This window comes from Janthinobacterium sp. SUN211, from assembly GCF_030587315.1.
Classification (GTDB): domain Bacteria; phylum Pseudomonadota; class Gammaproteobacteria; order Burkholderiales; family Burkholderiaceae_D; genus Janthinobacterium; species Janthinobacterium kumbetense.
In genome coordinates, this window is record NZ_JAPWIC010000002.1 from 130,818 (window position 1) to 156,547 (window position 25,730).

A 25,730-nucleotide genomic window follows, 5' to 3' on the forward strand; every position below is an offset into this window, starting at 1 on the left:
CTGGCGACAGCCTGTATTGAAGAAAATTGCAGGCGTTCTAGCTGCCCTGGCCCCGATAGCGCCCCGGCGTGATGCCCGCATACGCCTTGAACACGCGCTGCAGGTGGCTCTGGTCGGCAAAGCCCAGTTCATGCGCCAGTTGCGCCAACGCCGTCCCGGCCTGCAAGCGACTGCGCGCGCGGTTGACGTGCATATTCAGCTGGTAGGCATGCGGCGTCAGGCCCGTGGCGGCGCGAAAGGCGCGGATCAATTGATACGGGCTCAGGCTTGCTGCCTCCGCCAGTTGCCGCAGGCTGGCCGAGGGCAGCGCCTGCAGCGTTGCGAGCACGGGCGCCAGCTGCTGCGGCAGCGGCTTGCGTTCCGAAGGCAGCAGATCCGCACAGGCGCTGGTGCAGGCGACCAGAAACGCCAGCAGCGCCGCATTTTTCTCCACCGCGCTGACCGTTGAAAACAGCAGCGTATTCATGGCGCAAAACTGCGCGTACAGCAGCGGGCACTGCAACACCGCCGCCGTATCGCCATCGAGCGCCGGCGCGTGTGCCTGCAGCCAGTGCGCATCGAGATGCAGCATCTGGTAGCTCCACAGGGCGTCAGGCAGGGGATTGCAGGCGTGTACGCAGCCGGCCGGCACCAGCACCAGGCTGCCATTGCCGAGTGCGACCTTGCCGTCTTTGCTGCCCGTGAAGATGCTGCCGCCAGAGTCGACGGCGCCGATGGAAAACGTGGGATGGCTGTGGGGCTTGTAGCAAGCCCGGCTGTGGCAGGCGCGCCGGCTCTCCACGTGAGGGAGAGACGGGTCGCGCCAGAAGGCGGTGGTGCCCGGCATGACTACATCAGGATCACGTCGTACTGCTCCTGGTGGTAGGCATTCTCCACCTGCAGCGAAATTTTCTTGCCGATGAAATCACCGAGCATGGCCAGGTGCTGCGATTCTTCCTCGAGAAATAAATCCACGACTTCCTGCGAGGCGAGGATGCGGAATTCGCGCGGGTTGAACTGCTTTGCTTCGCGCAGCAGTTCGCGCAGGATTTCATAGCAGATCGTGCGCGAGGTTTTCACTTGTCCCTTGCCCGCGCAGGCGGGGCATGGTTCGCACAGGATATGGGCCAGCGATTCGCGCGTGCGCTTGCGCGTCATTTCCACCAGGCCCAGCGGCGAGAAATTGCTCACCGAGACCTTGGTGCGGTCGCGCGACAGGGTGCGTTTCAGTTCGGCCAGCACGGCGTTACGGTGCTCGGCATTATCCATGTCGATGAAGTCGAGGATGATGATGCCGCCTAGGTTGCGCAGGCGCAGCTGGCGCGCGATGGCGTGCGCCGCTTCCAGGTTGGTCTTGAAAATCGTGTCGGCAAAATTGCGTCCGCCGACGAAGCCGCCCGTGTTGACGTCGATGGTGGTCATCGCTTCCGTCTGGTCGACGATCAGGTAGCCGCCCGATTTCAGGTCGACCCGGCGGCCCAGGGCGCGCAGGATCTCTTCTTCCACGCCGTACAGGTCGAACAGGGGGCGCTCGCCCGTGTAGTGCTGCAAACGCGTCAGTTCGCTGGGCGTGTAGATTTCCGCGAATTCGCGCAATTTCACGTAGTTTTCGCGTGAATCGACCTGGATGGTGGCCGTTTCATCGCCGACGAAGTCGCGCAGCACGCGTTGCGCCAGGCTCAAGTCCTGGTGCAGCAGGCTGGTGGCGGGACGCGTGCGCGCACCGTGCGTGATCGTGCTCCAGGTTTTTCTCAAGTAGTCGACGTCCGCCTTCAAGTCCGCGTCGGACGCGTCTTCAGCCATGGTGCGCACGATGTAGCCGCCCTTTTCATCGGTGGGCAGCAGGCTTTGCAGGCGCACGCGCAGCTGCTCGCGCTCCGCTTCCTTCTCGATCTTCTGCGAGATGCCGATGTGCTTGTCCTGCGGCAGGTACACCAGCATGCGCCCGGCGATGGAAATCTGCGTCGACAGGCGCGCGCCCTTGGTGCCGATCGGGTCCTTGATTACCTGTACCGTCAGTACCTGGCCGTCAAACAGGATTTTCTCGATGGGCGCCGGCGTGGCGTTCTGGCCGTCGTGGCCGCGCGCTTCCCAGATGTCGGCCACGTGGAGGAAGGCGGCCCGTTCCAGGCCGATGTCGATGAAGGCCGACTGCATGCCCGGCAATACGCGCACCACTTTGCCGGAATACACATTGCCGGCCAGGCCGCGCGTGAGCGTGCGCTCGATGTGCAATTCCTGCACGGCGCCCTGCAGGATGAGGGCGACGCGCGTTTCTTGCGGCGTGATATTGATCAGGATGTCTTCGTTCATGGAGGCGCGGGAGTGGAGGCAACGAATGACATCATACCCGATCAGGGCAGGGGCAAACCTGCCAGTCGTAGCAACTGTGCAGTTTCGTACAGGGGCAGGCCCATGATGCCGGAATGGCTGCCTTCGATGTGCTCGACGAACAGCGCGGCGCTGCCCTGGATGCCATAGCCGCCGGCCTTGTCGTACGGTTCCGGCGTGGCGCAATACGCGGCAATCGAGGCGGGCGACAGCACGCCGAAGCGCACTTGCGAGATCTGCGTGCGCTGCTCGGCGAAATCCTTGTAGTGCACGGCGATCGAGGTGAGTACCTCGTGCGTGCGGCCAGACAGCTGCTGCAGCATGGCCACGGCCTCGGCCCGGTCTGCCGGCTTGCCGAGGATGACCCCGTCGATGGTGACGGTGGTATCGGCCGCCAGCACGGGGCGCGGGGTCAGGTGGCGGCGGCGTACCAGGTCCCAGGCGAAGGCGGCTTTTTCATTCGCCACGCGGGCCACATAGTCGAGCGCCGACTCGCCGGGGAAGACTTCCTCGGTGACGTCGGCGCCGCGCGGGCCGTCGCTGCGCAGCAGCAGCAACTCGAAATCGACGCCGATCTGGCGCAGCAGTTCGCGCCGGCGCGGGCTTTTGGAGGCGAGATAGATCTTGTTATCGGCCGGTTTCATGGGGGAGTTCAGACGCGGTGGTAGGGGTGGTTTTGCGTGATCGACCAGGCGCGGTACAGCTGCTCGGCGAGGATCACGCGCACCACGCCGTGCGGCAGGGTCATGCTGGAAATGCGCAGCATGCCTTCGGCACGTGCCTTGAGTTGCGGATCGAGGCCGTCGGCGCCGCCGATCAGGAAGGCCGTGTCGCGGCCATCCTGCTGCCACGCCATCAGCTGCTGCGACAGGCCGACGCTGGTCAGGTCCTTGCCGCGTTCGTCGAGGGCGATGATGCGCACGCCCTTGGGCAGGACGGCTTCGATGCGTTCGCGTTCCAGCGCCATCGCCGTGGCTGCGGTCTTGCTGCCAGAACGCTCCACCGGCTTGATTTCTTTCAGCACGATGCGCAATTCCGGCGGCATGCGCTTCGCGTATTCCGCGAAGCCCGTCTCTATCCAGGCCGGCATTTTATGGCCGACCGCAGCGATGATGAGCTGCATCGAGGCTTACGCTTCGACTTTTTTGATACGCTTGATCACGGTTTTTGCCGGTGCAGCATCGGTTGCCGGCTTGGCCGCGCGTGGGGCGCGCACTTTTTTCTCCGGCAGCGCTTTCAGCGCTTTCACTGCGGCAGCTTCGGTCTTGGTTGGCGCGACTTTCACGGTCTTGCCGACGGCTTTGGAAGCAGTGGCTTTTTTCGCCGGGGCTTTCTTGGCGGCGGTGGTTGCCGCAGCTTTCTTGGCAGGCGCCTTTTTCTCGATCACGGGCGTCGCTTCCACATTGGCTTTGCTTGCTGCCAGATGGCCGCTGACCTTTTTCGGTTCGTCGCCGGCCGCTTTTTTCGGCGCGCGCTTGGCGGCACCCAGCTTGACCGGGGTATCGCCCCAGATTTCTTCCAGGCGGTAGTAGGCGCGGATAGGCGCTTGCATGATGTGGACGATCATGTCGCCCAGATCGACCAGCACCCATTCACCGGTGTCCTCGCCTTCCATGCCGATGATGTCGCCGCCGGCATCCTTGACCTTGTTGCGCACCGAGGCGGCCAGCGCCTTGGTTTGACGGTTCGAGGTACCGGAAACGATCGCGATGCGGTCGAACAGGCTGGTCAGGTGACTCGTTTCGAAGACGGCGATGTCTTGGCCTTTGACGTCTTCAAGGGCGTCAACGACGAGGGTTTGCAGTTTTTTGATGTCCATTTAGCTTTTGTATAAATTATGTTGTTCAATATAGTCTAGCACTAGCGGGGAAACAAGCGGGTTTGCCCGATTCCCCCGTTGTAATGCCGCACGTATTTCGGTGGCGGAGATATCCACCGCGAAGTCCTGTGCCAGATAAGTCAGACCGTGCGGCGTGTTGCGGATGCTTTCCAGTGACCCCAGGCGGCGCGAAAATTCGTCGGCGACCACTTGCGGCACTGCGGTGTCATTCAGCGCGAAGCCGGGGCGGGCCGCGACGCAGATATGCGCGTATTCAAATAATTGCTGCCATTCGCGCCATGTCGCGAGCCGCTGCAGCTGGTCGGCGCCCATCAGGAAAACGATGGAAGCGCGCGGGCCCAGCTCGGCGCGTACCTGGCGCAAGGTATCGATGGTGTAGCTGGCCTGGCCATGTTCGCTGCGCGCGATTTCCTGGCGGTCGATCACGACCGGCAGGGGCAGGCCGGCAAACGCCAGGCCGGCCATTTCGGCGCGCTGCTGGCCCGTGGCGCCCAGCTTGCTTTTTTGCCAGGGCGCGCCTGCCGGAATCACGCGCAGTTCATCGGCGTGCAGCAGGCTGGAAAAATGCGTGCCCAGCGCGACATGGCCCATATGCACCGGATCGTAGCTGCCACCGAGCAGCGCCACGCATGCCCTGCTACCTGGGTTCACGCCTGCAGCCAGTCGCGATGCACGAGGAAGTCAGTATACAACGCCGCTTCGGGACTGCCCGCTTCCGGGTGCCAGTCGTAGCGCCACTTGACCACGGGCGGCATCGACATCAGGATCGCCTCGGTGCGTCCGCCCGACTGCAGGCCAAACAGCGTACCGCGGTCGAACACCAGGTTGAACTCGACATAGCGTCCGCGCCGGTAGCACTGGAAGTCGCGTTCGCGTTCGCCGTAGGGCGTGTCCTTGCGGCGCGCCAGGATCGGCACATAGGCGTCGATGAAGGCGTCGCCGGCGCTGCGCATCATGGCGAAACTGTCGTCAAAGCCCAGGGCATTGAAGTCGTCGAAGAAAATACCACCCGCGCCGCGCGCTTCGCGCCGGTGCTTCAGGTAGAAGTAATCGTCGCACCACTGCTTGAACTTCGGATGCAGTTCCTCGCCAAACGGCGCCAGCGCATCATGGCACACCTGGTGAAAGTGCTTCACGTCGCCTGCGTCGCCATAATACGGCGTCAGGTCCATGCCGCCGCCGAACCACCATACGGGTTCGCCATCGGCATTCACGGTGGTGAAGAAACGCACATTCATGTGCACCGTGGGCGCATACGGATTACGCGGATGCAGCACCAGCGACACGCCCATCGCTTCCCACGCCTTGCCACCGAGTTCAGGGCGCGCGGCCGCTGCCGATGGCGGCAATGTGGCGCCGGTGACGTGCGAAAAATTCACGCCGCCACGCTCGAACACATTGCCTTCCTCGATCAGCCGCGAAATGCCGCCGCCGCCCTCGGGGCGCTGCCAGGCATCGGTCAGGAAGGGCTTGCCGTCCTGCGCTTCGAGCGCCTGCACGATACGGCTTTGCAAATCGAGCAAATAGGCCTTGACGGCCGAAGGAGAGGGAGTTGACGACATCGCGTGGGCCGACGAGGCCGAAATAAAAAAGTAAGGACGGATTGTACCCTGTTACGCGTTTTTGTGATAGGGCGGCGCTTGCGCTGTGCGTTTGTGTTGTGGATCAGCGTGCCGGTGGCGTGGCATCGTCCTGCACCACCGTGATGGACAGGTCCGCGCCGGCGCCGGGCAGGCGCGCGCTTTCCACGGCGTGCACGGCGCGCTGCTGCAAGTCGGGCCGCTCGACGCCCTGCCCGGTGACGGGGGCTGCGGCGGGGGAGGGTGCCTGCCAGGAGACGATGGCGCGGCCGGCAAAGGCCAGTACCAGAACCAGCAGCGCGGCCATCACCCACGTTCCCGGGCGCGCATAGGCGGGGCGTTCCCGGCGGGCCTGGCGCGCGGCGCCATCGACGATGATGCGGCCCAGCTCCGAGCCGTGCTGGCGCGTGCGCAGTAGCTCGAATTGCTGCGCCGTCAAGGTGCCTTGCCGGAGCATCTCGCGCAGTGCGTCAATCGGCGAGGCGAGCAGGCGCTTCTCCGGCAAGCTGGCGTGGGCGGCATCGCGCTGCCACTGGTTGATCAGGTCTTCGTCGTACAGGGTGTCGATGGCCTGGCCGTTGACCAGCTTTAGCGCGTCGGCGGCCAGTTGCTGGCGCTCGAGCAGGGCTTCGCCGCCATGCCGGCGCGGCAGATCCTGTACGCGCCGCAGGAAGTCGTCCTGTGGCAGCAGGTCAGTGCGCAGCAGCCATGCCAGGGCCTCGGCGGGACCTGCGCCGGCGGCCAGTCGTGGCATGTCGACGTCGTCTTCCTCGTCCAGGGCGAGGATTTCCAGTTCGGCGATGGCGTCGTCGAGTTCATTGTCCGTGATCAGGCGGAGTTGGCGTACCTGAGCGAGGGCGGGATGGACGTGGCTGGTCATGGGCTGCAACTTTGTCTGAAAGGAAAAATCTTAGCGCAAGGTCCGTTTTCCCGGCGCGCCAATCAAAACAGGGCCGGGGCGGATGCATTCCGCGCCGGCCCTGCCGTTTGCCGCCTGTGGCGTGCTTAGTGCTTCAGGCCGCGCCAGCCGATGTCGCGGCGGTACTGCGCGCCGTCGAAATGGATTTTTTCCACGGTTTCATACGCTTGTTTCTGCGCCATCTTGATGCTGTCGCCCAGGCCCACCACGCACAGCACGCGGCCGCCGTTGGTCACCAGGCGCTCGCCCTCGATGCGGGTGCCCGCATGGAAGGTGACGGAATCATGCGTTTCGGCCGGGATGTCGCCGATGGAGGTGCCCTTGACGGGATCGTCCGGGTAGCCGGCGGCGGCCATCACCACGCCAACGGCCGTGCGGCGGTCCCATTCCAGTTCCACGGCGTCGAGCGTACCGTTGACGGCGTGCTCCATGACGGTCACCAGGTCGGTCTTCAGGCGCGCCATGATGGGCTGCGTTTCCGGGTCGCCCATGCGGCAGTTGAATTCCAGGGTCTTCGGCGTGCCTTTGTCGTCGATCATTAGGCCCGCATACAGGAAGCCCGTGAACGTGATGCCGTCCTTGGCCATGCCCTGGATGGTCGGCACGATGATTTCGCGCATGACGCGCGCATGCATGGCCGGCGTGACGATGGGTGCCGGCGAATACGCGCCCATGCCGCCCGTGTTCGGGCCCTGGTCATGGTCTTTCAGGCGTTTGTGGTCCTGGCTGGTGGCCAGCGGCAGGATGTTTTTGCCATCGCACATGACGATGAAGCTCGCTTCTTCGCCGGCGAGGAATTCCTCGATGACGATGCGCGCGCCGGCGTCGCCGAACTGGTTATCGGACAGCATCATGTCGACCGCCTGATGCGCTTCTTCCAGGGTCATGGCAACGACGACGCCCTTGCCGGCGGCCAGGCCGTCGGCCTTGATGACGATCGGCGCGCCCACGGCGTCGACATAGGCGTGCGCGGGAGCGACGTCGGAAAACGTCTGGTAGGCGGCCGTCGGGATGCCGTGGCGCTGCATGAAGGCCTTGGCGAAGTCTTTCGACGATTCCAGCTGCGCCGCTTCTTTCGTGGGGCCGAAGATTTTCAGGCCGCGCGAGCGGAACAGGTTGACGATGCCCGCTGCCAGCGGCACTTCCGGACCGACGACGGTCAGGCCGATGTGTTCCTGCTGAACGAAGTCGGCCAGCAATTGCGGGTCGCTGATGTCGAGATTGACCAGGCGCGCATCGCGCGCGGTGCCGCCGTTGCCCGGCGCAACATACACCATCTGTATGCGTTCGGACTGGGCCAGTTTCCAGGCCAGGGCGTGTTCGCGGCCGCCAGAGCCGACTACCAGAATTTTCATAGGAACCGTTCGTTCAGTGTGGGTTGCAGGGCGGCAGTGCCGCCCTTGTTTAACATATTGCCTGGCACGCGGTAAAAATGTTCAGGGCAAGGCGCATGGCCGAAGACAGTGCGGCTAGTACGGCGAGGCCATGCAACGCCGCCATGGACTTTTTTACCCCGTGCCTAGTTTTCGATCAGGGCGTTCGTAAATACTTCCTGGACGTCGTCCAGCAGCTCCAGCGCATCGATCAGCTTTTGCATCTTGATGGCGTCGTCGCCCGTGTAGACGGTTTCCGTCGCCGGCTTCATGATGACTTCGGCCACTTCGGCCTTGAAGCCGGCCGCTTCCAGCGCTTCCTTGACGGCGGCGAAATCATGCACGGGAGTGACCACTTCGAAGCCGCCTTCTTCATCGGCGATGACGTCGTCGGCGCCCGCTTCCAGGGCCGCTTCCATCAGCTTGTCTTCATCGGTGCCCGGCGCGAACAGCAACTGGCCGCAGTGCTGGAACATGAAGGCGACCGAGCCTTCGTTGCCCATGTTGCCGCCGTTCTTGTTGAAGGCGTTGCGCACTTCAGCCACCGTGCGTACCTTGTTGTCGGTCATGCATTCGACGATGACGGCTGCGCCGCCCACGCCGTAGCCTTCGTAGCGCACTTCTTCATAGTTGGCGCCATCGACGCCGCCGCTGCCGCGGTTGATCGCGCGCTGGACGTTGTCTTTTGGCATGTTCGCATCGGCGGCCTTGTCGACGGCCAGGCGCAGGCGCGGATTGGTGATGGCGTCGGCGCCGCCCATGCGGGCCGCGACCGTGATTTCCTTGATCAGGCGCGTCCAGATTTTGCCGCGCTTGGCATCGGTGGCAGCCTTTTTATGCTTGATATTGGCCCATTTGCTATGTCCTGCCATGTCGAATCTTCCTTAGACGGGTGTTCAATTGTGGCCGACATTTTAGCATATCGGCCCCCTGCGAAGCGGCGCGGCCCCGTCATCAGGATGACACAATCTGTTGCTAAAGTGACGCGCTTTCACCATATCGAGGGCGCGACATCATGGCAAGTCAAATGGACAGGCGGCAATTTCTGAAATTGGGCGGCTTTATTACCGTCTCCGTGGCCACTGTCGGCCTCGCCGCCTGCGGCAGCACCGATTACAGCGATCCTGGCGTGCCGCTGGCCTCGGGCAGCGACTGGAAATTCCCGCAAAGCGTGGCTTCGGGCGACCCGCGCGCCGACAGCGCCATGTTGTGGACGCGCGTCGTGCCAGCCAGTTTCGACGCCGTCGCGCCCGCCGTGGCCGGCAAGGAAGAGGTTGCCGTGCGCCTGATCGTCAGCGCCAGCGACAATACGGCCGCCCTGGGCGGCAATACGGCCCTGGCCGGCACGCCCATCGTCGATGCGAAATTGCCGCTGAAAGCCGATTTCGACAATACCGTGCGCCACAAGGTGACGGGCTTGCAGCCGGGTCAGGTGTATTTTTACCAATTCATCGCCGGCGACGTGCGCTCGAACGTGGGCCGCTTCAAGACGGCGCCCGCCGCGACCAGTGACGTTGCCCAGCTGCAATTTGCTTACCTGACGTGCCAGGACTGGAGCATCAACCACTGGGGGGCGCTGTCGCACATCGCCGCCAACGAATCGCTCGATTTTATCGTCCACCTGGGTGATTACATCTATGAAACGGTGGGCGAGGCCTTCCAGAGCGGCGCCGTGGAAAGCCGCCACGACCAGCTGAAATTGCCTGACGGCACGTATAAAAGCGGCACGTCCGACGCCAAATACGCGACCACCGTGGCCGATTACCGCTACCTGTACAAGAAATACCGCACCGATGCGCGTCTGCAAGCCGTGCACGAGCGTTTTGCCTTCATCGCCATCTGGGATGACCACGAATTCACGGACGACGCCTGGCAGGATGCGTCCACCTATGAAGGCATCGTGGCGACCGACGGCAGCGATTTGCACCAGCCGGCCCGCCGCCGCAGCGCCAACCAGGCCTGGTTCGAATACATGCCGGCCGACGTCACGTTCGACGCGGCCGCGACGACCTTCCAGAATATTCAGATTTACCGCGATTTCCAGTTCGGCAAACTGATGCAGCTGGTGATGACGGACGAGCGCCTGTACCGTGCCGACCATGCGATCGCCGAGTCGACCATCAATCCCGCCACGGGCAAGCCGCTGGGCAGCATCGGCAGCCGCTACCTGGTGCCGCAAGCGCTGTTCGACAGCGTGGAAGGGCAGAAAATGGCGGCCGCCACCAAGGCCGGCGCCGATCCGCTGGCGGCAGTGGGCATGCTGGGCAGCACGCAGCGCGACTGGTGGAAGGGCAAGATGAAGGCTGCCACGGCGACCTGGAAGCTGTGGGGCAATGAAGTGTCGTTGCTGCGCATGGGCTTGAATGGCACGGATGCGATCGCCACCTTGCTGGCCCTAGGCGCCATGGCCAACGTGGGCAAAGCCATCGCCAGCACCCTGCCATTGGTGGGCGGCAGCGTGCCGCTGGCGTCCGCCATCGTGGCCGCTTCGACGGCAGGCGCATCGTCAAGCGTGGCGCAGGCCGCCGCCATGGCGATTGCCGGCGCCGCAGCGAACGCCGGCGCGCAGGGCGCCGCTGCCGTGGGCGCCGGTTTGAGCGCGGCCCAGGCCGGCATCACGGTGGCTGCCTACAACAGCGGCTCGCCGGCCGCCGCCGCGCAAGTGATCGCCTTCGGCTGGATCAAGCCCGACGTACAGGCCAAGGGCGCCGCATCGAGCTTTGTCGCCGCTTCCGGCCAGCAAGCCGCGCTGACGCCATTCTTCACGCGCTTCCTGCTCAATTGCGACCAATGGGATGGCTACAACAGCGAGCGCAAGAACCTGATGGCGCACCTGAAAACCAATGCCATCGGCAACGTGGTGGCCATCACGGGCGATATCCACTCGTTTTTTGCGGGCACGGTCAGCGACGATTTCGACGCGGCCGGCGGCGGCACGCCCGTCATGGTGGACCTGGTGTCGGCTGGCGTCAGCTCCGATTCCTTCTTCAGCTACCTGAAGTCGGCCGCCGGCAGCATGGGCGATATCGGTACCCTCGTCAGCTATCCGCTGGCCATTCCTGTCACGGGCCTGGGCACGGTCAATCTCGACATCAACCTGCTCGACTACACCATGGGCAAGGCGGCGCCCACCGTCGACAGCCTGCTGGAGCAATTGCGCGTGCAATTGCGCGGCGCCCTGGCTGCCAAGGGTGTGCCGGAAGCCCAGCTGGACGCGACTGTCGCTGCCGTGCAGGCTGGCTTGAAAGCGAGCACTGACTTCAGTGTAACCTTGCTGGGCCTGGCGCAGCAATTATCCGGCCTGGGCAACAACCCATGGATCAAGCATTTGAACACGGATGCGCAGGGTTACACGGTGGTCACCTTGACGCCGGGCAAGCTGGTGGCGCAGTTCAAGCAGGTGAATAAACTGGTCGGTACGGCGGCGCCGTCGAACGTGATTGCGCGCGTGACGACGGCGACGGTGACGGCAGGTGCGGCGGCGGTGGTGGTCTCTTAATCCGCCGCCGGTTTTATTCGGGGCCAGACGGGGACGCCGAGTCCCGCCGGGTCTGGCCCCGGCTTTTGCCTTACAATCTGGGCATGAGCTCCAGTTCCCCGCAAGCATCCCCTTCATCGATTCCCCGTTCCGTCTACCTCGGTGGCCTGGCCATCGCCGTAGGCGGGGCGGTACTGTTTTCCACCAAGGCCATCGTCGCCAAGCTGCTGTACCGCTACCAGATCGACGCCGTCACCCTGATCGCCTTCAGGATGATCTTTTCGCTGCCCGTGTTCGCCGTCATCGCTTGCTGGAAGATGCGCACGGAGCCGCCGCTGTCAAACAGCGACCGTTGGCGCCTCGTCGGGCTGGGCCTCGTCGGCTACTACCTGTCCAGCTATCTGGATTTCCTGGGCCTGCAATACATTTCCGTGGGCCTGGAGCGCCTGATCCTGTTCCTTACGCCTACTTTCGTGCTCCTGATTACCACCGTGTACTTCAAGCAGCGCATCAGCCGCCTGCAGTGGCTGGCCCTGTTCACCTCCTACTGCGGTATCGTGCTGGTGTTCGTGCACGACTTGCAGGGCGGCGCCAGCAATGTGGCGCTGGGCTCGACCCTGGTGCTGGGCTCGGCCTGTGCCTACGCCGTGTACCTGCTCGGTTCGGGCGAGCTGGTGAAACGCATCGGCTCGATGCGCCTCGTCAGCTATGCCATGTGCGTGGCCAGCTTTGCCTGCATCGCCCAATTCTTCATCCTGCGCCCCGTCGAGCTGCTGATCCAACCCATGCCCGTGTACGGCTTGTCTTTGCTCAATGGCATCTTTTGCACGGTGATGCCCGTCTTCATGACGATGATCGCCGTCGAGCGCATCGGCGCACCCGTCGCTTCGCAGGCCGGCATGATAGGGCCCGTGTCGACCCTGTTCCTGGGCGCCATGATCCTCGATGAACCGATCACCAACTGGCAACTGGCTGGCACCAGCCTGGTATTGGCCGGCATTTACTTGCTGTCGAAAAAGAAATAATTCCTCCACCCACTGAAAATGTCCCCACCATGAAAACACGCATCGCCCTGATTGCCCACGACAAGAAAAAAGATGACATGATTACCCTGGCGGGCGAATACCTGGACTTTTTGAAGGGTTGTGAACTGTCGGCCACGGGCACCACGGGCGGCCGCCTGATCAATGAGCTGGGCCTGGCGGTCGAGCGCAAGCATTCCGGCCCGTTCGGCGGCGACTTGCAGATCGGCTCGCTGCTGGTGGAAGGCTTGATCGATTGCGTGATCTTCCTGCGCGACCCGATGACGCCGCAGCCGCATGAGCCGGACATCAATGCCCTGGTGCGCGCCTGCGACGTGCACAACGTGGCGTGCGCGACCAATCTGTCGTCGGCGCACCTGGTGCTGTCGCAATTGCAGGCGCGGGCCAGCGCTGCCGCCTGACGTTTTCCCGATTCTTCTTCAAGGAGCATATTGTGAGCGCAACGATTACCACCAAAGCCATCCGCGTACAGCGCGTGGGCGGCCCGGACGTGATGGAATATGTGGATGTGGAACTGCCGCCGCCGGGTCCCGGCGAGGCGCGCGTCAAGCACGAGGCCATCGGCCTCAATTTCATCGATGTGTATTTCCGCACGGGCTTGTATCCGCAGCCGCTGCCCAATGGCCTCGGTGTCGAGGGGGCGGGCATCGTCGAGGCGGTGGGCGAGGGCGTCACGGAAGTGAAGGTGGGCGACCGGGTGGCGTATGCGGCGCGCATCAATGGCGCGTATGCGCAGCAGCGCAACCTGCCGGCGGCCCTGCTGCTGGTGTTGCCCGAGCGCATAGGCTTCGATACGGCCGCCGCCATGATGCTGCAAGGCTTGACGGTGCAATACCTGTTTCATCGCACGGTGGCCCTGAAGGCGGGCGATACCATCCTGTTCCACGCGGCCGCGGGCGGCGTGGGCCTGATCGCCTGCCAGTGGGCCAAGGTGCTGGGCGTGAATCTGATCGGCACGGCCGGTTCCGATGAAAAGGCGGCGCTGTCCAAGGCGCATGGCGCGGCCCATGTCATCAACTACAACACGGAAAACTTCGTCGAGCGCGTGCGCGAGATCACGGGCGGCAAGGGCGTCTCCGTGGTGTACGATTCCATCGGCAAGGATACGTTCACGGGTTCGCTCGACTGCCTGGCGCCGCTGGGCATGATGGTCAGCTTCGGCAACGCGTCCGGTCCCGTGCCGGCCTTCACTTTGAGCGAACTGGCGTCGCGCGGTTCGCTCTTCATCACGCGTCCTGCCCTGTTCAGCTATGCCTCGAACCGCGCGAACCTGGAAGAGATGGCGACCTCGCTGTTCGGCGTCGTCAGCAGCGGCGAAGTGCAGATCGAGATCAACCAGCGCTACAGCCTGGCCCATATCGCCCAGGCGCACACGGACCTGGAAGGGCGCAAGACGACCGGTTCGACCATCATCGTGCCATGAGCGGCGGCAATGATGGCACGCCAAAGTTCGGCCGCCTGCTGATCGTGCTGCTATTGGCCGTGGCCCTGATTGGCGCGCTGACCTTTGCCGCCGAAGCGTATTATTCGTAGACATAAAAAAACCGGCTTGCGCATCGCTGCACAAGCCGGTTTTTTTAGTGTTGCCAGATAATTACTCTACCTTGACTTCCACTTTACGGGGCACGCCGCTCTGGCCGGGGAAGTCGGCAAAGGCGCTGGCGACCATGGCGGGCATTACTTGCGACGTGGCGCGCTTGTTGCTGGTCGATTGCACGGTTACGTCGTAGAGTTTCTTGCCGTTGCGGTCATTGATCGTCACGCGCAATTCGCGTTCGTATTTATGGCGTACGGTTTCTTCCACGTCCATCGGACCATACCAGTAGGGGTTGTAGCCAAAGCGACCATAGCCTGGCCATGCGCCGTAGCGGTAGCCGTAGCGGCCAGGCCAGTAGCCGGGGCCATACCAGAATGGGTCGGACGCTTGCAGCACGCGCTCAGGGTAGTCGACGGTGGAGAAATTCATTGCCACGCGCAAATTGGCTGCCGCGGGGCCGGACGCTTCGCCGAAACCGTGTTTGGCCAGTTCCGCGCGCACCAGGTTCTGGTAGCTGCGGTATTCCAGCGTGTCGTCTTCGGCCGCCGGCGCTTCAAATGCATATGATTTGTCCTGCAATTGCGCAGGCCACTCATGGAAGACGGTCACATCGCTGCGTATGGTGGTGGCGCATCCGGTGAGCAACACGGTCAATGCGGCCATCATGATGGTGAGATATCGTTTCATTGCATGACCTCCTGATTAGTAGACGCAATTCTTCGCTTAGTATTATAAGAATAGTTCTATTTGTTTCTATTCATTATTACAGAATGTTACCTGGCATGTCTGCGTGTAAGGGAATCCAACATTCCTGACCTGAATCGCGACTATCGGGGGCTGGTGTTGGTAAAATAGGCTTTTGCCTCCGCTCCCACCCAAATCCCTATGCGCACAGACAGCCCTCAGACGATTTACCGCAAAGATTACACGCCGCCCAGCTTCCTGGTCGACAGCGTCGAACTTGGTTTCGATCTCGATCCCGCCCGCACAGTGGTGGCGAGCCGGATTCAAATGCGCCATAACCCGGCCAGCACCAGCCGCAGCATCGAATTGCACGGCGAACACATCGAACTGGTGCTGGTGCGCCTGAATGGCAAGGTATTGAAGCCGTCGCAGTACAAGCTGACGGCCGGCATGCTGACCATCCCCAAGGCCCCGGACGAGGTGACGCTCGATATCGAAACCGTGCTGGCGCCGCAGGAGAATACCTCGCTGTCCGGCCTGTATGTGTCGAACCATAATTTCTTCACGCAGTGCGAGGCGGAAGGCTTCCGCCGCATCACCTTCTTCCCTGACCGCCCGGATGTGATGGCCAAGTACACGGTCATGCTGCGCGCCGACAAGGACAAGTATCCGGTGCTGTTGTCGAACGGCAACCTGATCGAAGAGGGCGACCTCGGCGATGGCCGTCATTACGCCAAGTGGGAAGACCCGTTCAAGAAGCCGTCCTACCTGTTCGCCCTGGTGGCGGCGCGCCTGGTATGCCAGGAAGAGCGCTATACCCTGAAGTCGGGCCGCGAAGTGCTGCTGCAAGTGTGGGTGGAAGACGGCAACCTGGATAAAACCGACTACGCCATGCAGTCGCTGAAAAACTCGATCCGCTGGGACGAGGAGCGTTTTGGCCTGGAACTGGACCTGGACCGCTTCATGATCGTCGCCGTGGGCGATTTCAACATGGGCGCCATGGAAAACAAGGGGCTGAACATCTTCAATACCAAGTATGTGCTGGCCAATGCGCGCGTGGCGACGGACGTCGATTACGCGGGCATCGAAGCGGTGGTGGGCCACGAATACTTCCATAACTGGACCGGCAACCGCGTGACGTGCCGCGACTGGTTCCAGCTGTCGCTGAAGGAAGGCTTGACGGTGTTCCGCGACCAGGAGTTCTCGGCCGACATGATCGGTACGGACACGGGCCGCGCCGTCACGCGCATCGACCAGGTGCGCACCCTGCGCCAGGCGCAGTTCCCCGAAGACGCGGGCCCGATGGCGCATCCCGTGCGTCCCGATTCCTTCGTCGAGATCAATAACTTTTATACGGTCACGATCTACGAAAAGGGTGCCGAAGTGGTGCGCATGTACCAGACCCTCGTGGGCCGCGACGGCTTCCGCAAGGGCATGGACCTGTATTTCGAGCGCCACGATGGCCAGGCCGTGCAGTGCGACGACTTCCGCGCCGCCATGGCCGATGCGAATGGCCGCGACTTCAGCCAGTTCGAGCGCTGGTACAGCCAGGCGGGTACACCTGTCGTGACGGCATCCACGCGCTACGATGCGGCCAGCCAGACGTTCGAGCTGACCCTGGCGCAAAACTGCCCCGCCACGCCGGGCCAGCCGAAAAAACTGCCTTTCCACATCCCCGTCACCGTCGGCTTGCTGGCCGCCGATGGTCGCGACCTGCCGCTGCACGTCGATGGCGTCGTGTCGAACGGCGCTGCCAGCGTCGTGCTGGAACTGACGCAAGCGTCGCAGACTTTCCGCTTCACGAATGTGACGGAGTTGCCCGTGCCGTCGCTGCTGCGCGACTTTTCCGCGCCCGTGGTGCTGGAATACGATTACACCGACGAGGAACTGCTGCACCTGTTCCGCCACGACAGCGACCCGGTCAACCGCTGGGAAGCGGGCCAGCGCCTGGCCATGGAGCGCCTGCTGAAACTGACCGGCGCCGTCGCCGCCGGCGAGCACCTGGCGCTGGACGACACCTTCATCGAAGCGCAACGCGCCTTGCTGGCCGACGACACGCTCGATCCCGCCTTCCGCGAGCTGGCCCTGATCCTGCCGTCGGAAACCATCATCGCCGAGCGCATGGCGCAAGTCGACCCGCAAGCGATCCACGCGGCGCGCCAGTTCATGCGCCGCACCATCGCGGCGGCCCTGAAACCTGAACTGCTGGCGCAATACCACGCCAACCAGACGCCGGGCGAGTACAGTCCCGACGCCCTGTCGGCCGGCAAGCGCGCGCTGAAAAACCTGGCCCTGTCCTATCTGCTGATCGCGCCGGGCGAGCAAGAGCTGGCCCTGGCGCAGCAGCAGTTCGACGGTGCCGGCAACATGACGGACCGCGCGGCAGCGCTGGGCGCCCTGATCCATTCGGGTTCGCCATCGCACGCGCAGGCGGCGCTGGCCAGTTTCTATGCCGACTTCGAGAACGAAGCGCTGGTGGTCGACAAGTGGTTCGCCATGCAGGCTGCCGCGCCATCGACCGATGTGCAAGCCGTGCGCCAGCTGATGACGCATCCGGCCTTCACCTTGAAAAATCCGAACCGCGCGCGCAGCCTGATCTTCAATTTCACGAACGGCAATCCGTCGCAATTCCATGCGGCTGACGGCAGCGGCTACGCCTTCTGGGCCGAGCAAGTCATCGCGCTCGACGCCCTGAACCCGCAAGTGGCAGCCCGCCTGGCACGCTCCATGGACCGCTGGCGCCGTTACGTGCCCGCACTGCAAAGCCACATGCGCGACGCGCTGGAAAAAGTCGCCGGCCAGGCCAGCTTGTCGAATGACGTGATGGAAGTCGTTTCCAAGGCATTGGCCAATTAACACCGTAAAAATTTATCAAAAAGCTATTAAAACAGAGGGATTTCATGAAACGCATCAGTCTTACGCAATACCTGGTTGAAGAGCAGCGCTCGAACAACAGCATTCCGGCCGAACTGCGCCTGCTGATCGAAGTCGTTGCGCGCGCCTGTAAAACCATCAGCCACGCCGTCAGCAAGGGCGCGCTGGGTGAGGTGCTGGGCACGGCCGACACGGAAAACGTGCAGGGCGAAGTGCAGAAAAAGCTCGACATCATCTCCAACGAGATTTTGCTGGAAGCGAATGAATGGGGCGGCCACCTGGCGGCCATGGCGTCGGAAGAGATGGAATCGATCCACCCGATCCCGAACCGCTATCCGAAGGGCGAATACATGCTGCTGTTCGACCCATTGGATGGCTCGTCGAACATCGACGTCAACGTCTCGATCGGCACCATTTTCTCGGTGCTGAAGGCACCGGAAGGCATGGGCGAGCCGACGGAGCAGGACTTCATGCAAGCCGGCAGCAAGCAAGTGGCGGCCGGCTACGCCGTGTACGGTCCGCAAACCATGCTGGTGCTGACCTTCGGCAATGGCGTGAACTGCTTCACCCTGGACCGCGAGATGGGTTCGTGGGTGCTCACGCAAAGCAATATGCAGATTCCGCCGACGACGAAGGAATTCGCCATCAATATGTCGAACGCGCGCCACTGGCATCCGCCCGTGAAACGCTATGTCGACGAACTGCTGGCCGGCGACACGGGCCCGCGCGGCACCAATTTCAATATGCGCTGGATCGCCTCGATGGTGGCCGACGTGCACCGCATCCTGAACCGCGGCGGCATCTTCATGTACCCGGCCGACCTGCGCGACACGTCGATGCCCGGCAAGCTGCGCCTGATGTACGAAGCGAACCCGATGGCTTTCATCGTGGAGCAAGCCGGCGGCGCCGCCACCGATGGCCAGCAGCGCATCATGGACATCGCCCCGCACAAGCTGCACCAGCGCGTGCCCGTGTTCCTCGGCTCGAAAGACGAAGTGGCCCGCGTCACCGCCTACCACGCGGAGTAAAAGCCGCACTTTTCCACGATTTTCAGCGGCCTGCAGCCGGGCCGCTAAAAAAATGCAAAAAAGTTCGCGTTGACACTAGCAAATTTTGTGCATTGTTTGTAGAATGTGGGTCTTCGCCGTTGTAGCTCAGTTGGTAGAGCAGCACATTCGTAATGTGAAGGTCGCCAGTTCGATTCCGGCCAACGGCACCAAGTTTCATCAGAAAACCCGCTCACTTGCAAAAGTCAGCGGGTTTTTTGTTGTCCTCGATTTCAGCGGCATGGCATGCAGCCTGCTGTGATCAGGGGGCACAGCATCTGGACGGCGTATGTCGCCATCACCTTGCCGCGCACTCGAACCCCGGCGCGGTGCTTTGGCTGGATACGCGGTCTGCAGATTACAATATGGCATTGTCTTTCATATCAATGGAACCTTGCCCATGCCCGACAAAATCTACCAGTACCTGACCTCGCCCGGTGTGGACGATGGCGATACGCCACCCGTGGTCGATCTCGATCTTTACTTTGCGGGCAATGCCGACGAAGAGTCGATCGCGCCGAACCAGTGGGGCTATGGCCGCCCGCCGATTGCGCAGCTGTACGACATGTTCCGCGAGATCGCCGCCAGGCCGGACGTGGAAAAGGTGCTGGTCGGCTTGCACCAGGACTGGTGCGATTATGGCCAGGCGGACGTGGACGCGAAATGCTTCCCGCCGGCGGAAAACGTGCACATCTTCACGTCCGCACGCCAGGACGAGGTGGAAGGCTGGATCGCCGGCATGGAAGCCGACGGCGTCATTCCTGGCTGGCCATACGGCAAGCCCGCCAACGCTCCTGAGCCTTCGGAGGGCTATGCCGTGCTGTCAGTCTGCTGGGACTGAGCGCCGCTCAGAAAGTGTGCCTTATCCCAGCGCCATGCCCGACAAGGTGGCGCCCTTTGTTTCTGCATTGCGTCCCAGGCTGTTGATGGCAAAGTCGGCGATGCCGTGGCGGTCGTTGGCCAGACGGGAGCCGTACGCTAACAGGCCGGCGTGCGCGGCGCGCAAGTCACCTCGTCCAGTGTAGCGGGCGGCGCTTGAACACGGGCCAAAAGATCAGGTGGAGCGGACGCACTGGCCGAAGGACGGGGGCGGCGGCCGGTCACATGGCTTACCATGCAGGCATCGGCGCCAGGGCGCTTCCCTGGCGCGTTTTTCGTTTTTTAGTGCATTGCACGGTATCAGGAGTCATTCGATGGATCAGCCACCACATAGCCGCTTGTTCGGCACCAGCCTGGGATTTTTAGCGGGGTATGTCGATACCCTGGGTTTCATTGCCCTGTTTGGCCTGTTTACGGCCCATGTCACGGGTAACTTCGTGCTGATCGGCGCCGCCCTGGCGGATGCATCGCGCGCGTCCATCCTGTTGAAGTTTCTCGCTTTCCCCGCCTTTATCGCCGGCGTCGCCGTCACGCGCCTGATGGTGCTGGCCGTGGAGCGCCGCGCCGGCCCGTCACTGACCCTGGCGATGCTGCTGCAGTGGGCCTTGCTGGCCGGCTTCATGGTGTTTGGCTGCCTGGCCGAACCGATCGGCAAGGATGTCAGTTCCATGGCCATGGCGGCCGGTTTGCTGGGCACGGCCGCCATGGGTGTGCACAGCGCCACCAGCCGGCTGCTGCTGGCGCATCTGGCGCCCACTTCCATGATGACGGGTAACGTGACGCAGATCGTCATCGACACCGTCGACGTGCTGCGCGGCGCGGCCGATGGCGCTACCCATGCGCGCTGCGGGAAGTTCTTCTGGCCGCTGCTGGCCTTTGCCCTGGGCGCCATCGCTGCCGCCTTTGCCTACCTGGCTTTCGGTTTCGTGGCGCTGGCCGTGCCCCTGATTTTGCTGGGGGCCCTGATCGTAGTGCAGCAGCGTAGCGGGCGACCGGCCGTGCCTGCGGCTTGAGCGCGGCCTTGCGCGGCGCGCCGCGCCGTCACCCTGTATTGCGCCCTGTTCGCGGAAATCCTCTGCCCGCTGCTGGTCGCCGCCGGTTTGCTGACGCGCCTGGCCTGCCTGCCCCTGCTGGGCGTGTCGATGCTGCTCGTGCACCCGGACTGGAGCATCGCAGACGGCCAGTTCGGCTGGTTGCTGATCATCGTCTTCGGCACGATTGCCATCGGCGGCGCGGGCAAGTATTCGGTGGATGCGCGGTTGCGCCGTTAAATGACGAATTCCCGCCGCACGGCAGGCTTGTGCGCCAGCAGCAGCGACAATTTCTTCAATGCGCTGGCCAGGCGCGCGCGGTCGCGGATGCTGCCCAGCGAGATGCGGATGGCGTTCGGCGGGCGGTTGTCGTAGAAGGCGTCGGACGCCGTGACGGCCACGCCCTGGGCACGGGCGGTGGCGGCCAGTTCGCGCGAGGTCCAGTAGCCGGGCAGCGAAAACCACACGTGGATGCCATCGCTGCGCGGGTGAGTGGCGCCCGTCAGGATGGTGCGGATGACGTCCTGGCGCGCATCGGCTTCGCTGCGTATGCCGGCCAGCAGCGCGTGCGCGGAGCCGTCGTGTATCCATTGCGTCGTCAGCGCCGTCGTCACGGGCGTGGCCATCAGGCTGAAAGAGCGCAGGGCGTCCAGGAAGCGTTCGCGCAGCTGCGTGTCGGCGATCAAGGTATAGGCCATGCGCAGGCCCGGCGCCAGGCATTTCGACAGGGTGGCGATGTAGGATACGTGGGCGGGCGCGTAATGCGCCAGGGGCGGCGGCGCATCGGACGCCAGCAGCCAGTACGGGTCATCCTCGATGATGTGCATGCCGCAGCGCTGGGCCACTTGCGTGATGGCCAGGCGGCGCGCGGCCGGCATGGTGTGCGCCGTGGGGTTTTGCAGGGTGGGATTCAGATACACGAGGCGCGCGCGGTGCTTGCGGCCAGCTTTTTCCAGCGCTTCGGGCAGCATGCCATCCGCATCCGTTTCCACGACGACGGCCTTGCGGTTCAGCTGCCCCGCCGCCGAGCGCAAGCCCGGATACACGGCCGGCTCCGTCAAGATGGCGTCGCCGGGCCGGCTCAGGGTCAAAATCAGCGCCGCCAGCGCCGCCTGCGCGCCGGGGCAGGCGACGACGTGTTCTCCATCGACGTTGCCGAACATGGGCGCGAGCCAGGCGGCGCCCGCCGCGCGGTCGGCCTTGCTGCCGCCGCCCAGGTGATAACTCATCAACATATCGCTGTCCGTGCGCATCAGCACCTGCGCCACGCCCTGTTTCAGCAGGTCGTCGAAATCCACGCCCACGGGCGGCGGCGGGATGTTCATGCTCAGGTCCAGCATCTGCGTCAATTCCACCTTCGGCGCCGCCACGTAGGTGCCGCGCGCGCCGTGCCCTTCCAGCAGGTTGCGGCGCTTGGCTTCGTCGTAGGCGCGCGTCACGGTCGTCAGGTCGACCTGGAACAGGGCGGCCAGGCTGCGCTGCGGCGGCAAGCGGTCGCCCGGGCGCAGGCTGCCGCCGGACAGCGCGCGCTCGAGCATGTCGGCGATCTGCAGGTAGCGCGGACCGCCGTGCTGCACGAACGGCATGATCCACGCGCTTGCATGGTCATCTTTTTGTATGGATTTAGACGGAGGCATTTTGTCTTGATGTATGTATTTTGGTACCTACATTATGCGTAAAGTCTGCATAAAAATCCATGCATTTGTATGGGGCCGGCTTTCTCGTCGGGGCGGACCATGCATCAGGCAGCGTTACTCCCCGCCCGCCGCACCAGGCCGGCACGGGTTGTTATTTCTGGCAGGCATTTAAGTCTGGCCTTCAAGGTGTGGCAGCGCACGGTGGCGTGTGGCAGGCGCGGTTAAGGTAGTGCCAACAGCTTGCTGCTGATCCACTGTTTGATATGGCTCAGCCCGGCAGCGTTTAGCCGCTTCTTTTTCCCAGAAGCGAGGAGAATCATGATTCGGTCACGGCATCGAGCATGGTTGAAATTATTCACTGTTAAAGGAAACCATCATGAACGCGATTGAAAAAACCAGCTCCGATATCAACGGCACCGCCCAGGATACCCGCCAGGACTTGCACCGCACGATCGACAAGGTGGCAAGTCAGGCCCAGCCCCTGGCCGACAAGATGGCCACGCGCGCCCACGACGGCGTGGACCAGGTGGGCGACCGCATCGACCAGGTCAGCGACAGCGTCAGCAAGGCTTCCGAACGCTTGATGGCGCGCGGCAAGCAATTGGGCGCCGCCTGCCAGCGCGCCGGCGAGACGGGCCGCGATTACGTGCGCGAACGGCCGGCCGTGTCCCTGCTGATTGCGGCAGCGGCCGGGTATGGCCTGTCGAAATTGCTGGGTTCGCGTAAATAAGTTTTACGCCTTCCTGGCCGGTATTTGTCGTGGGCGCTGTTCCCCTCGCCGTGATGGCGGAGGAAGCAGCGCCCACGCGCACAAGGTAGTAGCTAGTAGCAGGCCGTAAAGGAGAGTGAAGATGCGCTCCATTTTGTTGTGGTTGATCGGTGTACCTATTCCCATCATTGTTTTGATTGCCCTGTTCGTGCGCTGAATGAGGGAGTTGTAGCGTTCTCCCGGGGCAGACTACTCACAGGAGATGTAATGGCTACCAACAAGAAAACGCCGTCCACGGACGGTGCTGGTTCCGTATTGAGCAGCATGTCCGGCCCATCCGACAGCAATGCGCCGAACAGCCTGGGTGCGGACAATGACCTGACCCGCGCGCTGCTGCAAAAGACGGACGCCGGCCAGCAACTGTCCGCCGCCATGGCCGTCAATCCCAAGGAGGAGGGCCAGTATGGCGAGGCGGCGCGCACGCCGGCCGAAGGCGTGCATGTGGCAAGCGGCGAAGCGCTGGCCACGGCCAGCACCACGGGCGAAACGGTACCTTCCCCGAAGACGGGCGATGGCCAGCCCGCGCTGGGCGAGAATGCGTTGAATAATTCGCTGGATCACGCCCGCAGCGATGACAGCGGCTGCGTGCTGACGACCAACCAGGGCGTGCCCGTGGGCGACAACCAGAATTCGCTGAAGGCGGGCTTGCGCGGCCCCACCCTGATGGAAGATTTCATCCTGCGCGAAAAGCTCACGCACTTCGACCATGAGCGCATCCCCGAGCGCGTCGTGCATGCGCGCGGCTCGGCCGCCCACGGCTATTTCGAATGCTACAAGGAGCAAAGCAGGCACACGCGCGCCGCGCCGTTCGCCAAGGCGGGCAAACGCACGCCCGTCTTCGTGCGTTTTTCCACGGTGGCCGGCGAACGCGGTTCCACCGACACGGCGCGCGACGTGCGCGGCTTCGCCGTGAAGTTTTATACGGACGAGGGCAACTGGGACCTGGTCGGCAATAACATCCCCGTCTTCTTCATCCAGGATGCGATGAAGTTCCCCGATCTGATCCACGCCGTCAAGCCCGAGCCGCACAATGGCATGCCGCAGGCGGCCAGCGCGCACGACACCTTCTGGGACTTCGCCTCGCTGTCGCCGGAAATCACGCACATGCTGATGTGGGCCATGTCGGACCGCGCCATCCCGCGCAGTTTCCGCATGATGCAGGGCTTCGGCGTGCATACCTTCCGCCTCGTGAATGCGAAGGGCCAGTCCGTCTTCTGCAAATTCCACTGGTCGCCCATGGCCGGCACGTATTCGCTGGTGTGGGACGAAGCCGTCAAGCTCAGCGGCGCCGATTCCGACTTCCACCGGCGCGACCTGTGGGAAGCCATCGAGTGCGGCGCGTATCCCGAATACGAGCTGTCCTTCCAGATCTTCACGGAAGCGCAGGCCGAAGCGTTCCCCTTCGACGTGCTAGACCCCACCAAGCTGATTCCCGAAGAACTCGTGCCGCTGGTCCCCGTCGGGAAGATGGTCTTGAACCGCAATCCCGACAATTTTTTCGCCGAGACGGAGCAGGTGGCGTTCTGCACGGCGCACATCGTGCCCGGCATCGATTTCAGCAACGACCCGCTGCTGCAGGGGCGCATCCACTCCTACGTCGACACGCAGATCACGCGCCTGGGCGGCGCCAATTTCCATGAAATCCCCATCAACTCGCCGCTGGCGCCGTTGCACAACAACCAGCGCGACGGCATCCACCGCCAGGCCATCAACCGGGGCCGGGTCGCGTACGAACCCAATTCCCTGGCGGGCGGCTGTCCGTTCCAGGCGGGCGCGAAAGGCTTCAACAGCTTTCCCGCCGCGACCGAAGGCGACAAGGTGCGCGGCAAGCCCGAGAAGTTCGCCGAGCACTTCGGCCAGGCGCGCCTGTTCTGGATCAGCCAGACGCCGGTGGAACAGGACCATATCGTGCATGCGTTCCGCTTTGAACTGAGCAAGGTGCAGACGGTGGCCATCCGCAAGCGCATCGTCGCCATGCTGCGCAATGTCGACGAGACCCTGGCGCAGCGCCTGGCCGATGGCCTGGGCCTGGCGCTGCCGCCCGTCATGCCGCGCGCTTCCATGCTGCCGATCCCCACGTATCCGCCGTCGCCGGCCCTGTCGCTCTTTTTCCGCCCCGGCAAGACCGGCATCCATACCCTGCGCGTGGCGATCCTGGTGGGGCCGGGCAGCGATGGCGCGCAGGTGCGCAATATCTATGCCTCGCTGCTGGCCGATGGCGCCGTGCCGCGCCTGGTGGGCAGCCACCTGGGGAAAGTCGACACCAGCGGCGGTGCGCCGCTCGACGTGGAAATCTCGCTCGAGACGGGACCGTCCGTGCTGTTCGACGCCGTCGTGCTGCCGGATGGCCAGGGCGCCGTGCAGCAGCTGGGCGGCGACGCCAACGCGCTCGACTTCCTGCGCCTGCAATACCGCCACTGCAAGCCCATGCTGGCTGTCGGCGCGGGCAAGGACTTGCTGGACAAGGCGGGCGTGCCGGTGATATTGCCCGATGGCAAGCCTGATCCCGCCATCATCGTCGCACCGTCCGGCGACGTGGTGAAAGCCGTGGCGGCCTTCAAGAAGGCGCTGGCCGCGCACCGGGCGTTTGCGCGCGAGACGGACCCGCCGCGGGTGTGAGTGGCGGTATCGGCACGGGGGCCGGATCCGCCGGCCCCGTTGCCTACTGCGTTGCAGGCGCAACGCCATGCAACAATGTAAACAATAAAAACGTCCTGCGGTGATATGCTG

General features: G+C 63.4%; 24 protein-coding genes and 1 tRNA gene. 12 read left to right on the forward strand and 13 right to left on the reverse strand.

The annotated features are described in order from the left end of the window. Positions 1 to 37: 37 nt before the first annotated feature. The 10 genes from O3301_RS06320 to O3301_RS06365 form a co-directional block, all read right to left on the reverse strand. Complete coding sequence (locus O3301_RS06320) at positions 38 to 826, reverse strand: AraC family transcriptional regulator (protein ID WP_305055911.1); 789 nt, start codon at positions 824 to 826, stop codon at positions 38 to 40. A gap of 2 nt (positions 827 to 828) precedes the next feature. Further along, complete coding sequence (rng, locus tag O3301_RS06325; protein ID WP_099666686.1) at positions 829 to 2,292, reverse strand: ribonuclease G; 1,464 nt, start codon at positions 2,290 to 2,292, stop codon at positions 829 to 831. Between the two features lie 41 nt (positions 2,293 to 2,333). Next, positions 2,334 to 2,954 carry a nucleoside triphosphate pyrophosphatase gene (locus tag O3301_RS06330; RefSeq protein WP_305055912.1) on the reverse strand — a complete coding sequence of 207 codons (621 nt, stop codon included), beginning with the start codon at positions 2,952 to 2,954 and terminating at the stop codon, positions 2,334 to 2,336. Positions 2,955 to 2,962: 8 nt separating this feature from the next. Continuing rightward, a complete protein-coding gene (gene rlmH, locus O3301_RS06335) occupies positions 2,963 to 3,433 on the reverse strand; it encodes a 23S rRNA (pseudouridine(1915)-N(3))-methyltransferase RlmH (RefSeq protein WP_034747108.1) in 471 nt (156 codons plus the stop codon). Positions 3,434 to 3,439: 6 nt separating this feature from the next. Then, positions 3,440 to 4,129 (reverse strand): ribosome silencing factor, encoded by a 690-nt coding sequence (gene rsfS / locus O3301_RS06340; protein WP_305055913.1) that lies wholly within the window; start codon positions 4,127 to 4,129, stop codon positions 3,440 to 3,442. Further along, on the reverse strand, positions 4,130 to 4,801 hold the full coding sequence (gene nadD / locus O3301_RS06345) for a nicotinate (nicotinamide) nucleotide adenylyltransferase (RefSeq protein WP_305055914.1): 672 nt from the start codon (positions 4,799 to 4,801) through the stop codon (positions 4,130 to 4,132). It abuts the gene before it with no gap. Further along, positions 4,798 to 5,712 carry an oxygen-dependent coproporphyrinogen oxidase gene (hemF, locus tag O3301_RS06350; RefSeq protein ID WP_305055915.1) on the reverse strand — a complete coding sequence of 305 codons (915 nt, stop codon included), beginning with the start codon at positions 5,710 to 5,712 and terminating at the stop codon, positions 4,798 to 4,800. Before hemF ends, nadD begins: the two co-directional genes overlap by 4 nt. Positions 5,713 to 5,815: 103 nt before the next feature. Beyond that, positions 5,816 to 6,610, reverse strand: a complete 795-nt coding sequence (locus tag O3301_RS06355) for a hypothetical protein (RefSeq protein WP_305055916.1) — start codon at positions 6,608 to 6,610, stop codon at positions 5,816 to 5,818. A 125-nt stretch (positions 6,611 to 6,735) separates the two neighbouring features. Beyond that, positions 6,736 to 8,004, reverse strand: coding sequence for a phosphoribosylamine--glycine ligase (gene purD / locus O3301_RS06360; RefSeq protein ID WP_305055917.1), 1,269 nt, complete (start codon positions 8,002 to 8,004; stop codon positions 6,736 to 6,738). A gap of 164 nt (positions 8,005 to 8,168) precedes the next feature. Beyond that, positions 8,169 to 8,894 (reverse strand): YebC/PmpR family DNA-binding transcriptional regulator, encoded by a 726-nt coding sequence (locus O3301_RS06365; RefSeq protein ID WP_077408206.1) that lies wholly within the window; start codon positions 8,892 to 8,894, stop codon positions 8,169 to 8,171. Between the two features lie 155 nt (positions 8,895 to 9,049). Here O3301_RS06365 and O3301_RS06370 point away from each other — a divergent pair, with 155 nt between their 5' ends. The 4 genes from O3301_RS06370 to O3301_RS06385 all read left to right on the forward strand — a co-directional run bounded on the left by O3301_RS06370 (position 9,050) and on the right by O3301_RS06385 (position 13,966). Then, complete coding sequence (locus O3301_RS06370) at positions 9,050 to 11,521, forward strand: alkaline phosphatase (protein WP_305055918.1); 2,472 nt, start codon at positions 9,050 to 9,052, stop codon at positions 11,519 to 11,521. Positions 11,522 to 11,604: 83 nt separating this feature from the next. Further along, a complete protein-coding gene (locus O3301_RS06375; protein ID WP_289917050.1) occupies positions 11,605 to 12,525 on the forward strand; it encodes a DMT family transporter in 921 nt (306 codons plus the stop codon). 29 nt (positions 12,526 to 12,554) lie between these two features. Continuing rightward, entirely contained in the window at positions 12,555 to 12,944 is a 390-nt protein-coding gene (locus O3301_RS06380; RefSeq protein WP_034786684.1) for a methylglyoxal synthase, read from the forward strand. A 92-nt stretch (positions 12,945 to 13,036) separates the two neighbouring features. Further along, the gene (locus O3301_RS06385; protein WP_305056381.1) at positions 13,037 to 13,966 is read left to right on the forward strand and encodes a quinone oxidoreductase; all 930 of its coding nucleotides are present in this window, start codon (positions 13,037 to 13,039) and stop codon (positions 13,964 to 13,966) included. A 171-nt stretch (positions 13,967 to 14,137) separates the two neighbouring features. On the opposite strand, the gene O3301_RS06390 is transcribed toward O3301_RS06385, so the two are convergent. Continuing rightward, complete coding sequence (locus tag O3301_RS06390) at positions 14,138 to 14,767, reverse strand: DUF4136 domain-containing protein (RefSeq protein ID WP_305055919.1); 630 nt, start codon at positions 14,765 to 14,767, stop codon at positions 14,138 to 14,140. 198 nt (positions 14,768 to 14,965) lie between these two features. Here O3301_RS06390 and pepN point away from each other — a divergent pair, with 198 nt between their 5' ends. From pepN to O3301_RS06410, 4 genes are all read left to right on the forward strand, one after another. After that, positions 14,966 to 17,620, forward strand: a complete 2,655-nt coding sequence (gene pepN, locus O3301_RS06395; RefSeq protein WP_305055920.1) for an aminopeptidase N — start codon at positions 14,966 to 14,968, stop codon at positions 17,618 to 17,620. Positions 17,621 to 17,664: 44 nt separating this feature from the next. Then, the gene (locus O3301_RS06400; RefSeq protein WP_077408194.1) at positions 17,665 to 18,666 is read left to right on the forward strand and encodes a class 1 fructose-bisphosphatase; all 1,002 of its coding nucleotides are present in this window, start codon (positions 17,665 to 17,667) and stop codon (positions 18,664 to 18,666) included. Positions 18,667 to 18,781: 115 nt separating this feature from the next. Further along, positions 18,782 to 18,857, forward strand: a tRNA-Thr gene (locus O3301_RS06405). A gap of 227 nt (positions 18,858 to 19,084) precedes the next feature. Beyond that, positions 19,085 to 19,525, forward strand: coding sequence for a hypothetical protein (locus tag O3301_RS06410; RefSeq protein WP_289911338.1), 441 nt, complete (start codon positions 19,085 to 19,087; stop codon positions 19,523 to 19,525). A 21-nt stretch (positions 19,526 to 19,546) separates the two neighbouring features. Here O3301_RS06410 and O3301_RS06415 read toward each other — a convergent pair whose 3' ends face one another. After that, complete coding sequence (locus tag O3301_RS06415; protein ID WP_305055921.1) at positions 19,547 to 19,690, reverse strand: hypothetical protein; 144 nt, start codon at positions 19,688 to 19,690, stop codon at positions 19,547 to 19,549. A gap of 187 nt (positions 19,691 to 19,877) precedes the next feature. Here O3301_RS06415 and O3301_RS06420 point away from each other — a divergent pair, with 187 nt between their 5' ends. Together O3301_RS06420 and O3301_RS06425 are read left to right on the forward strand one after the other, a co-directional pair. Further along, on the forward strand, positions 19,878 to 20,576 hold the full coding sequence (locus O3301_RS06420; protein WP_289903741.1) for a YoaK family protein: 699 nt from the start codon (positions 19,878 to 19,880) through the stop codon (positions 20,574 to 20,576). Between the two features lie 33 nt (positions 20,577 to 20,609). Continuing rightward, positions 20,610 to 20,834, forward strand: a complete 225-nt coding sequence (locus tag O3301_RS06425; RefSeq protein WP_354669656.1) for a DoxX family protein — start codon at positions 20,610 to 20,612, stop codon at positions 20,832 to 20,834. Here O3301_RS06425 and O3301_RS06430 read toward each other — a convergent pair. After that, entirely contained in the window at positions 20,831 to 22,231 is a 1,401-nt protein-coding gene (locus O3301_RS06430) for a PLP-dependent aminotransferase family protein (RefSeq protein ID WP_099666708.1), read from the reverse strand. The genes O3301_RS06425 and O3301_RS06430 overlap by 4 nt on opposite strands. Positions 22,232 to 22,607: 376 nt before the next feature. Here O3301_RS06430 and O3301_RS06435 point away from each other — a divergent pair, with 376 nt between their 5' ends. Together O3301_RS06435 and O3301_RS06440 are read left to right on the forward strand one after the other, a co-directional pair. Continuing rightward, complete coding sequence (locus O3301_RS06435; protein ID WP_077408176.1) at positions 22,608 to 22,961, forward strand: YqjD family protein; 354 nt, start codon at positions 22,608 to 22,610, stop codon at positions 22,959 to 22,961. Between the two features lie 246 nt (positions 22,962 to 23,207). Continuing rightward, on the forward strand, positions 23,208 to 25,619 hold the full coding sequence (locus O3301_RS06440; protein WP_305055922.1) for a catalase: 2,412 nt from the start codon (positions 23,208 to 23,210) through the stop codon (positions 25,617 to 25,619). The last annotated feature ends 111 nt before the right edge of the window (positions 25,620 to 25,730 follow it).

Excerpts from the sequence above, each read along its gene's own strand:
- O3301_RS06320 (WP_305055911.1), bottom strand. The coding sequence starts at position 826 with ATGCCGGGCACCACCGCCTTCTGGCGCGACCCGTCTCTCCCTCACGTG.
- rng (WP_099666686.1), bottom strand. The coding sequence starts at position 2,292 with ATGAACGAAGACATCCTGATCAATATCACGCCGCAAGAAACGCGCGTC.
- O3301_RS06330 (WP_305055912.1), bottom strand. The coding sequence starts at position 2,954 with ATGAAACCGGCCGATAACAAGATCTATCTCGCCTCCAAAAGCCCGCGC.
- rlmH (WP_034747108.1), bottom strand. The coding sequence starts at position 3,433 with ATGCAGCTCATCATCGCTGCGGTCGGCCATAAAATGCCGGCCTGGATA.
- rsfS (WP_305055913.1), bottom strand. The coding sequence starts at position 4,129 with ATGGACATCAAAAAACTGCAAACCCTCGTCGTTGACGCCCTTGAAGAC.
- hemF (WP_305055915.1), bottom strand. The coding sequence starts at position 5,712 with ATGTCGTCAACTCCCTCTCCTTCGGCCGTCAAGGCCTATTTGCTCGAT.
- O3301_RS06355 (WP_305055916.1), bottom strand. The coding sequence starts at position 6,610 with ATGACCAGCCACGTCCATCCCGCCCTCGCTCAGGTACGCCAACTCCGC.
- purD (WP_305055917.1), bottom strand. The coding sequence starts at position 8,004 with ATGAAAATTCTGGTAGTCGGCTCTGGCGGCCGCGAACACGCCCTGGCC.
- O3301_RS06365 (WP_077408206.1), bottom strand. The coding sequence starts at position 8,894 with ATGGCAGGACATAGCAAATGGGCCAATATCAAGCATAAAAAGGCTGCC.
- O3301_RS06370 (WP_305055918.1), top strand. The coding sequence starts at position 9,050 with ATGGACAGGCGGCAATTTCTGAAATTGGGCGGCTTTATTACCGTCTCC.
- O3301_RS06375 (WP_289917050.1), top strand. The coding sequence starts at position 11,605 with ATGAGCTCCAGTTCCCCGCAAGCATCCCCTTCATCGATTCCCCGTTCC.
- O3301_RS06380 (WP_034786684.1), top strand. The coding sequence starts at position 12,555 with ATGAAAACACGCATCGCCCTGATTGCCCACGACAAGAAAAAAGATGAC.
- O3301_RS06385 (WP_305056381.1), top strand. The coding sequence starts at position 13,037 with ATGGAATATGTGGATGTGGAACTGCCGCCGCCGGGTCCCGGCGAGGCG.
- O3301_RS06390 (WP_305055919.1), bottom strand. The coding sequence starts at position 14,767 with ATGAAACGATATCTCACCATCATGATGGCCGCATTGACCGTGTTGCTC.
- pepN (WP_305055920.1), top strand. The coding sequence starts at position 14,966 with ATGCGCACAGACAGCCCTCAGACGATTTACCGCAAAGATTACACGCCG.
- O3301_RS06400 (WP_077408194.1), top strand. The coding sequence starts at position 17,665 with ATGAAACGCATCAGTCTTACGCAATACCTGGTTGAAGAGCAGCGCTCG.
- O3301_RS06410 (WP_289911338.1), top strand. The coding sequence starts at position 19,085 with ATGCCCGACAAAATCTACCAGTACCTGACCTCGCCCGGTGTGGACGAT.
- O3301_RS06420 (WP_289903741.1), top strand. The coding sequence starts at position 19,878 with ATGGATCAGCCACCACATAGCCGCTTGTTCGGCACCAGCCTGGGATTT.
- O3301_RS06430 (WP_099666708.1), bottom strand. The coding sequence starts at position 22,231 with ATGCCTCCGTCTAAATCCATACAAAAAGATGACCATGCAAGCGCGTGG.
- O3301_RS06435 (WP_077408176.1), top strand. The coding sequence starts at position 22,608 with ATGAACGCGATTGAAAAAACCAGCTCCGATATCAACGGCACCGCCCAG.
- O3301_RS06440 (WP_305055922.1), top strand. The coding sequence starts at position 23,208 with ATGGCTACCAACAAGAAAACGCCGTCCACGGACGGTGCTGGTTCCGTA.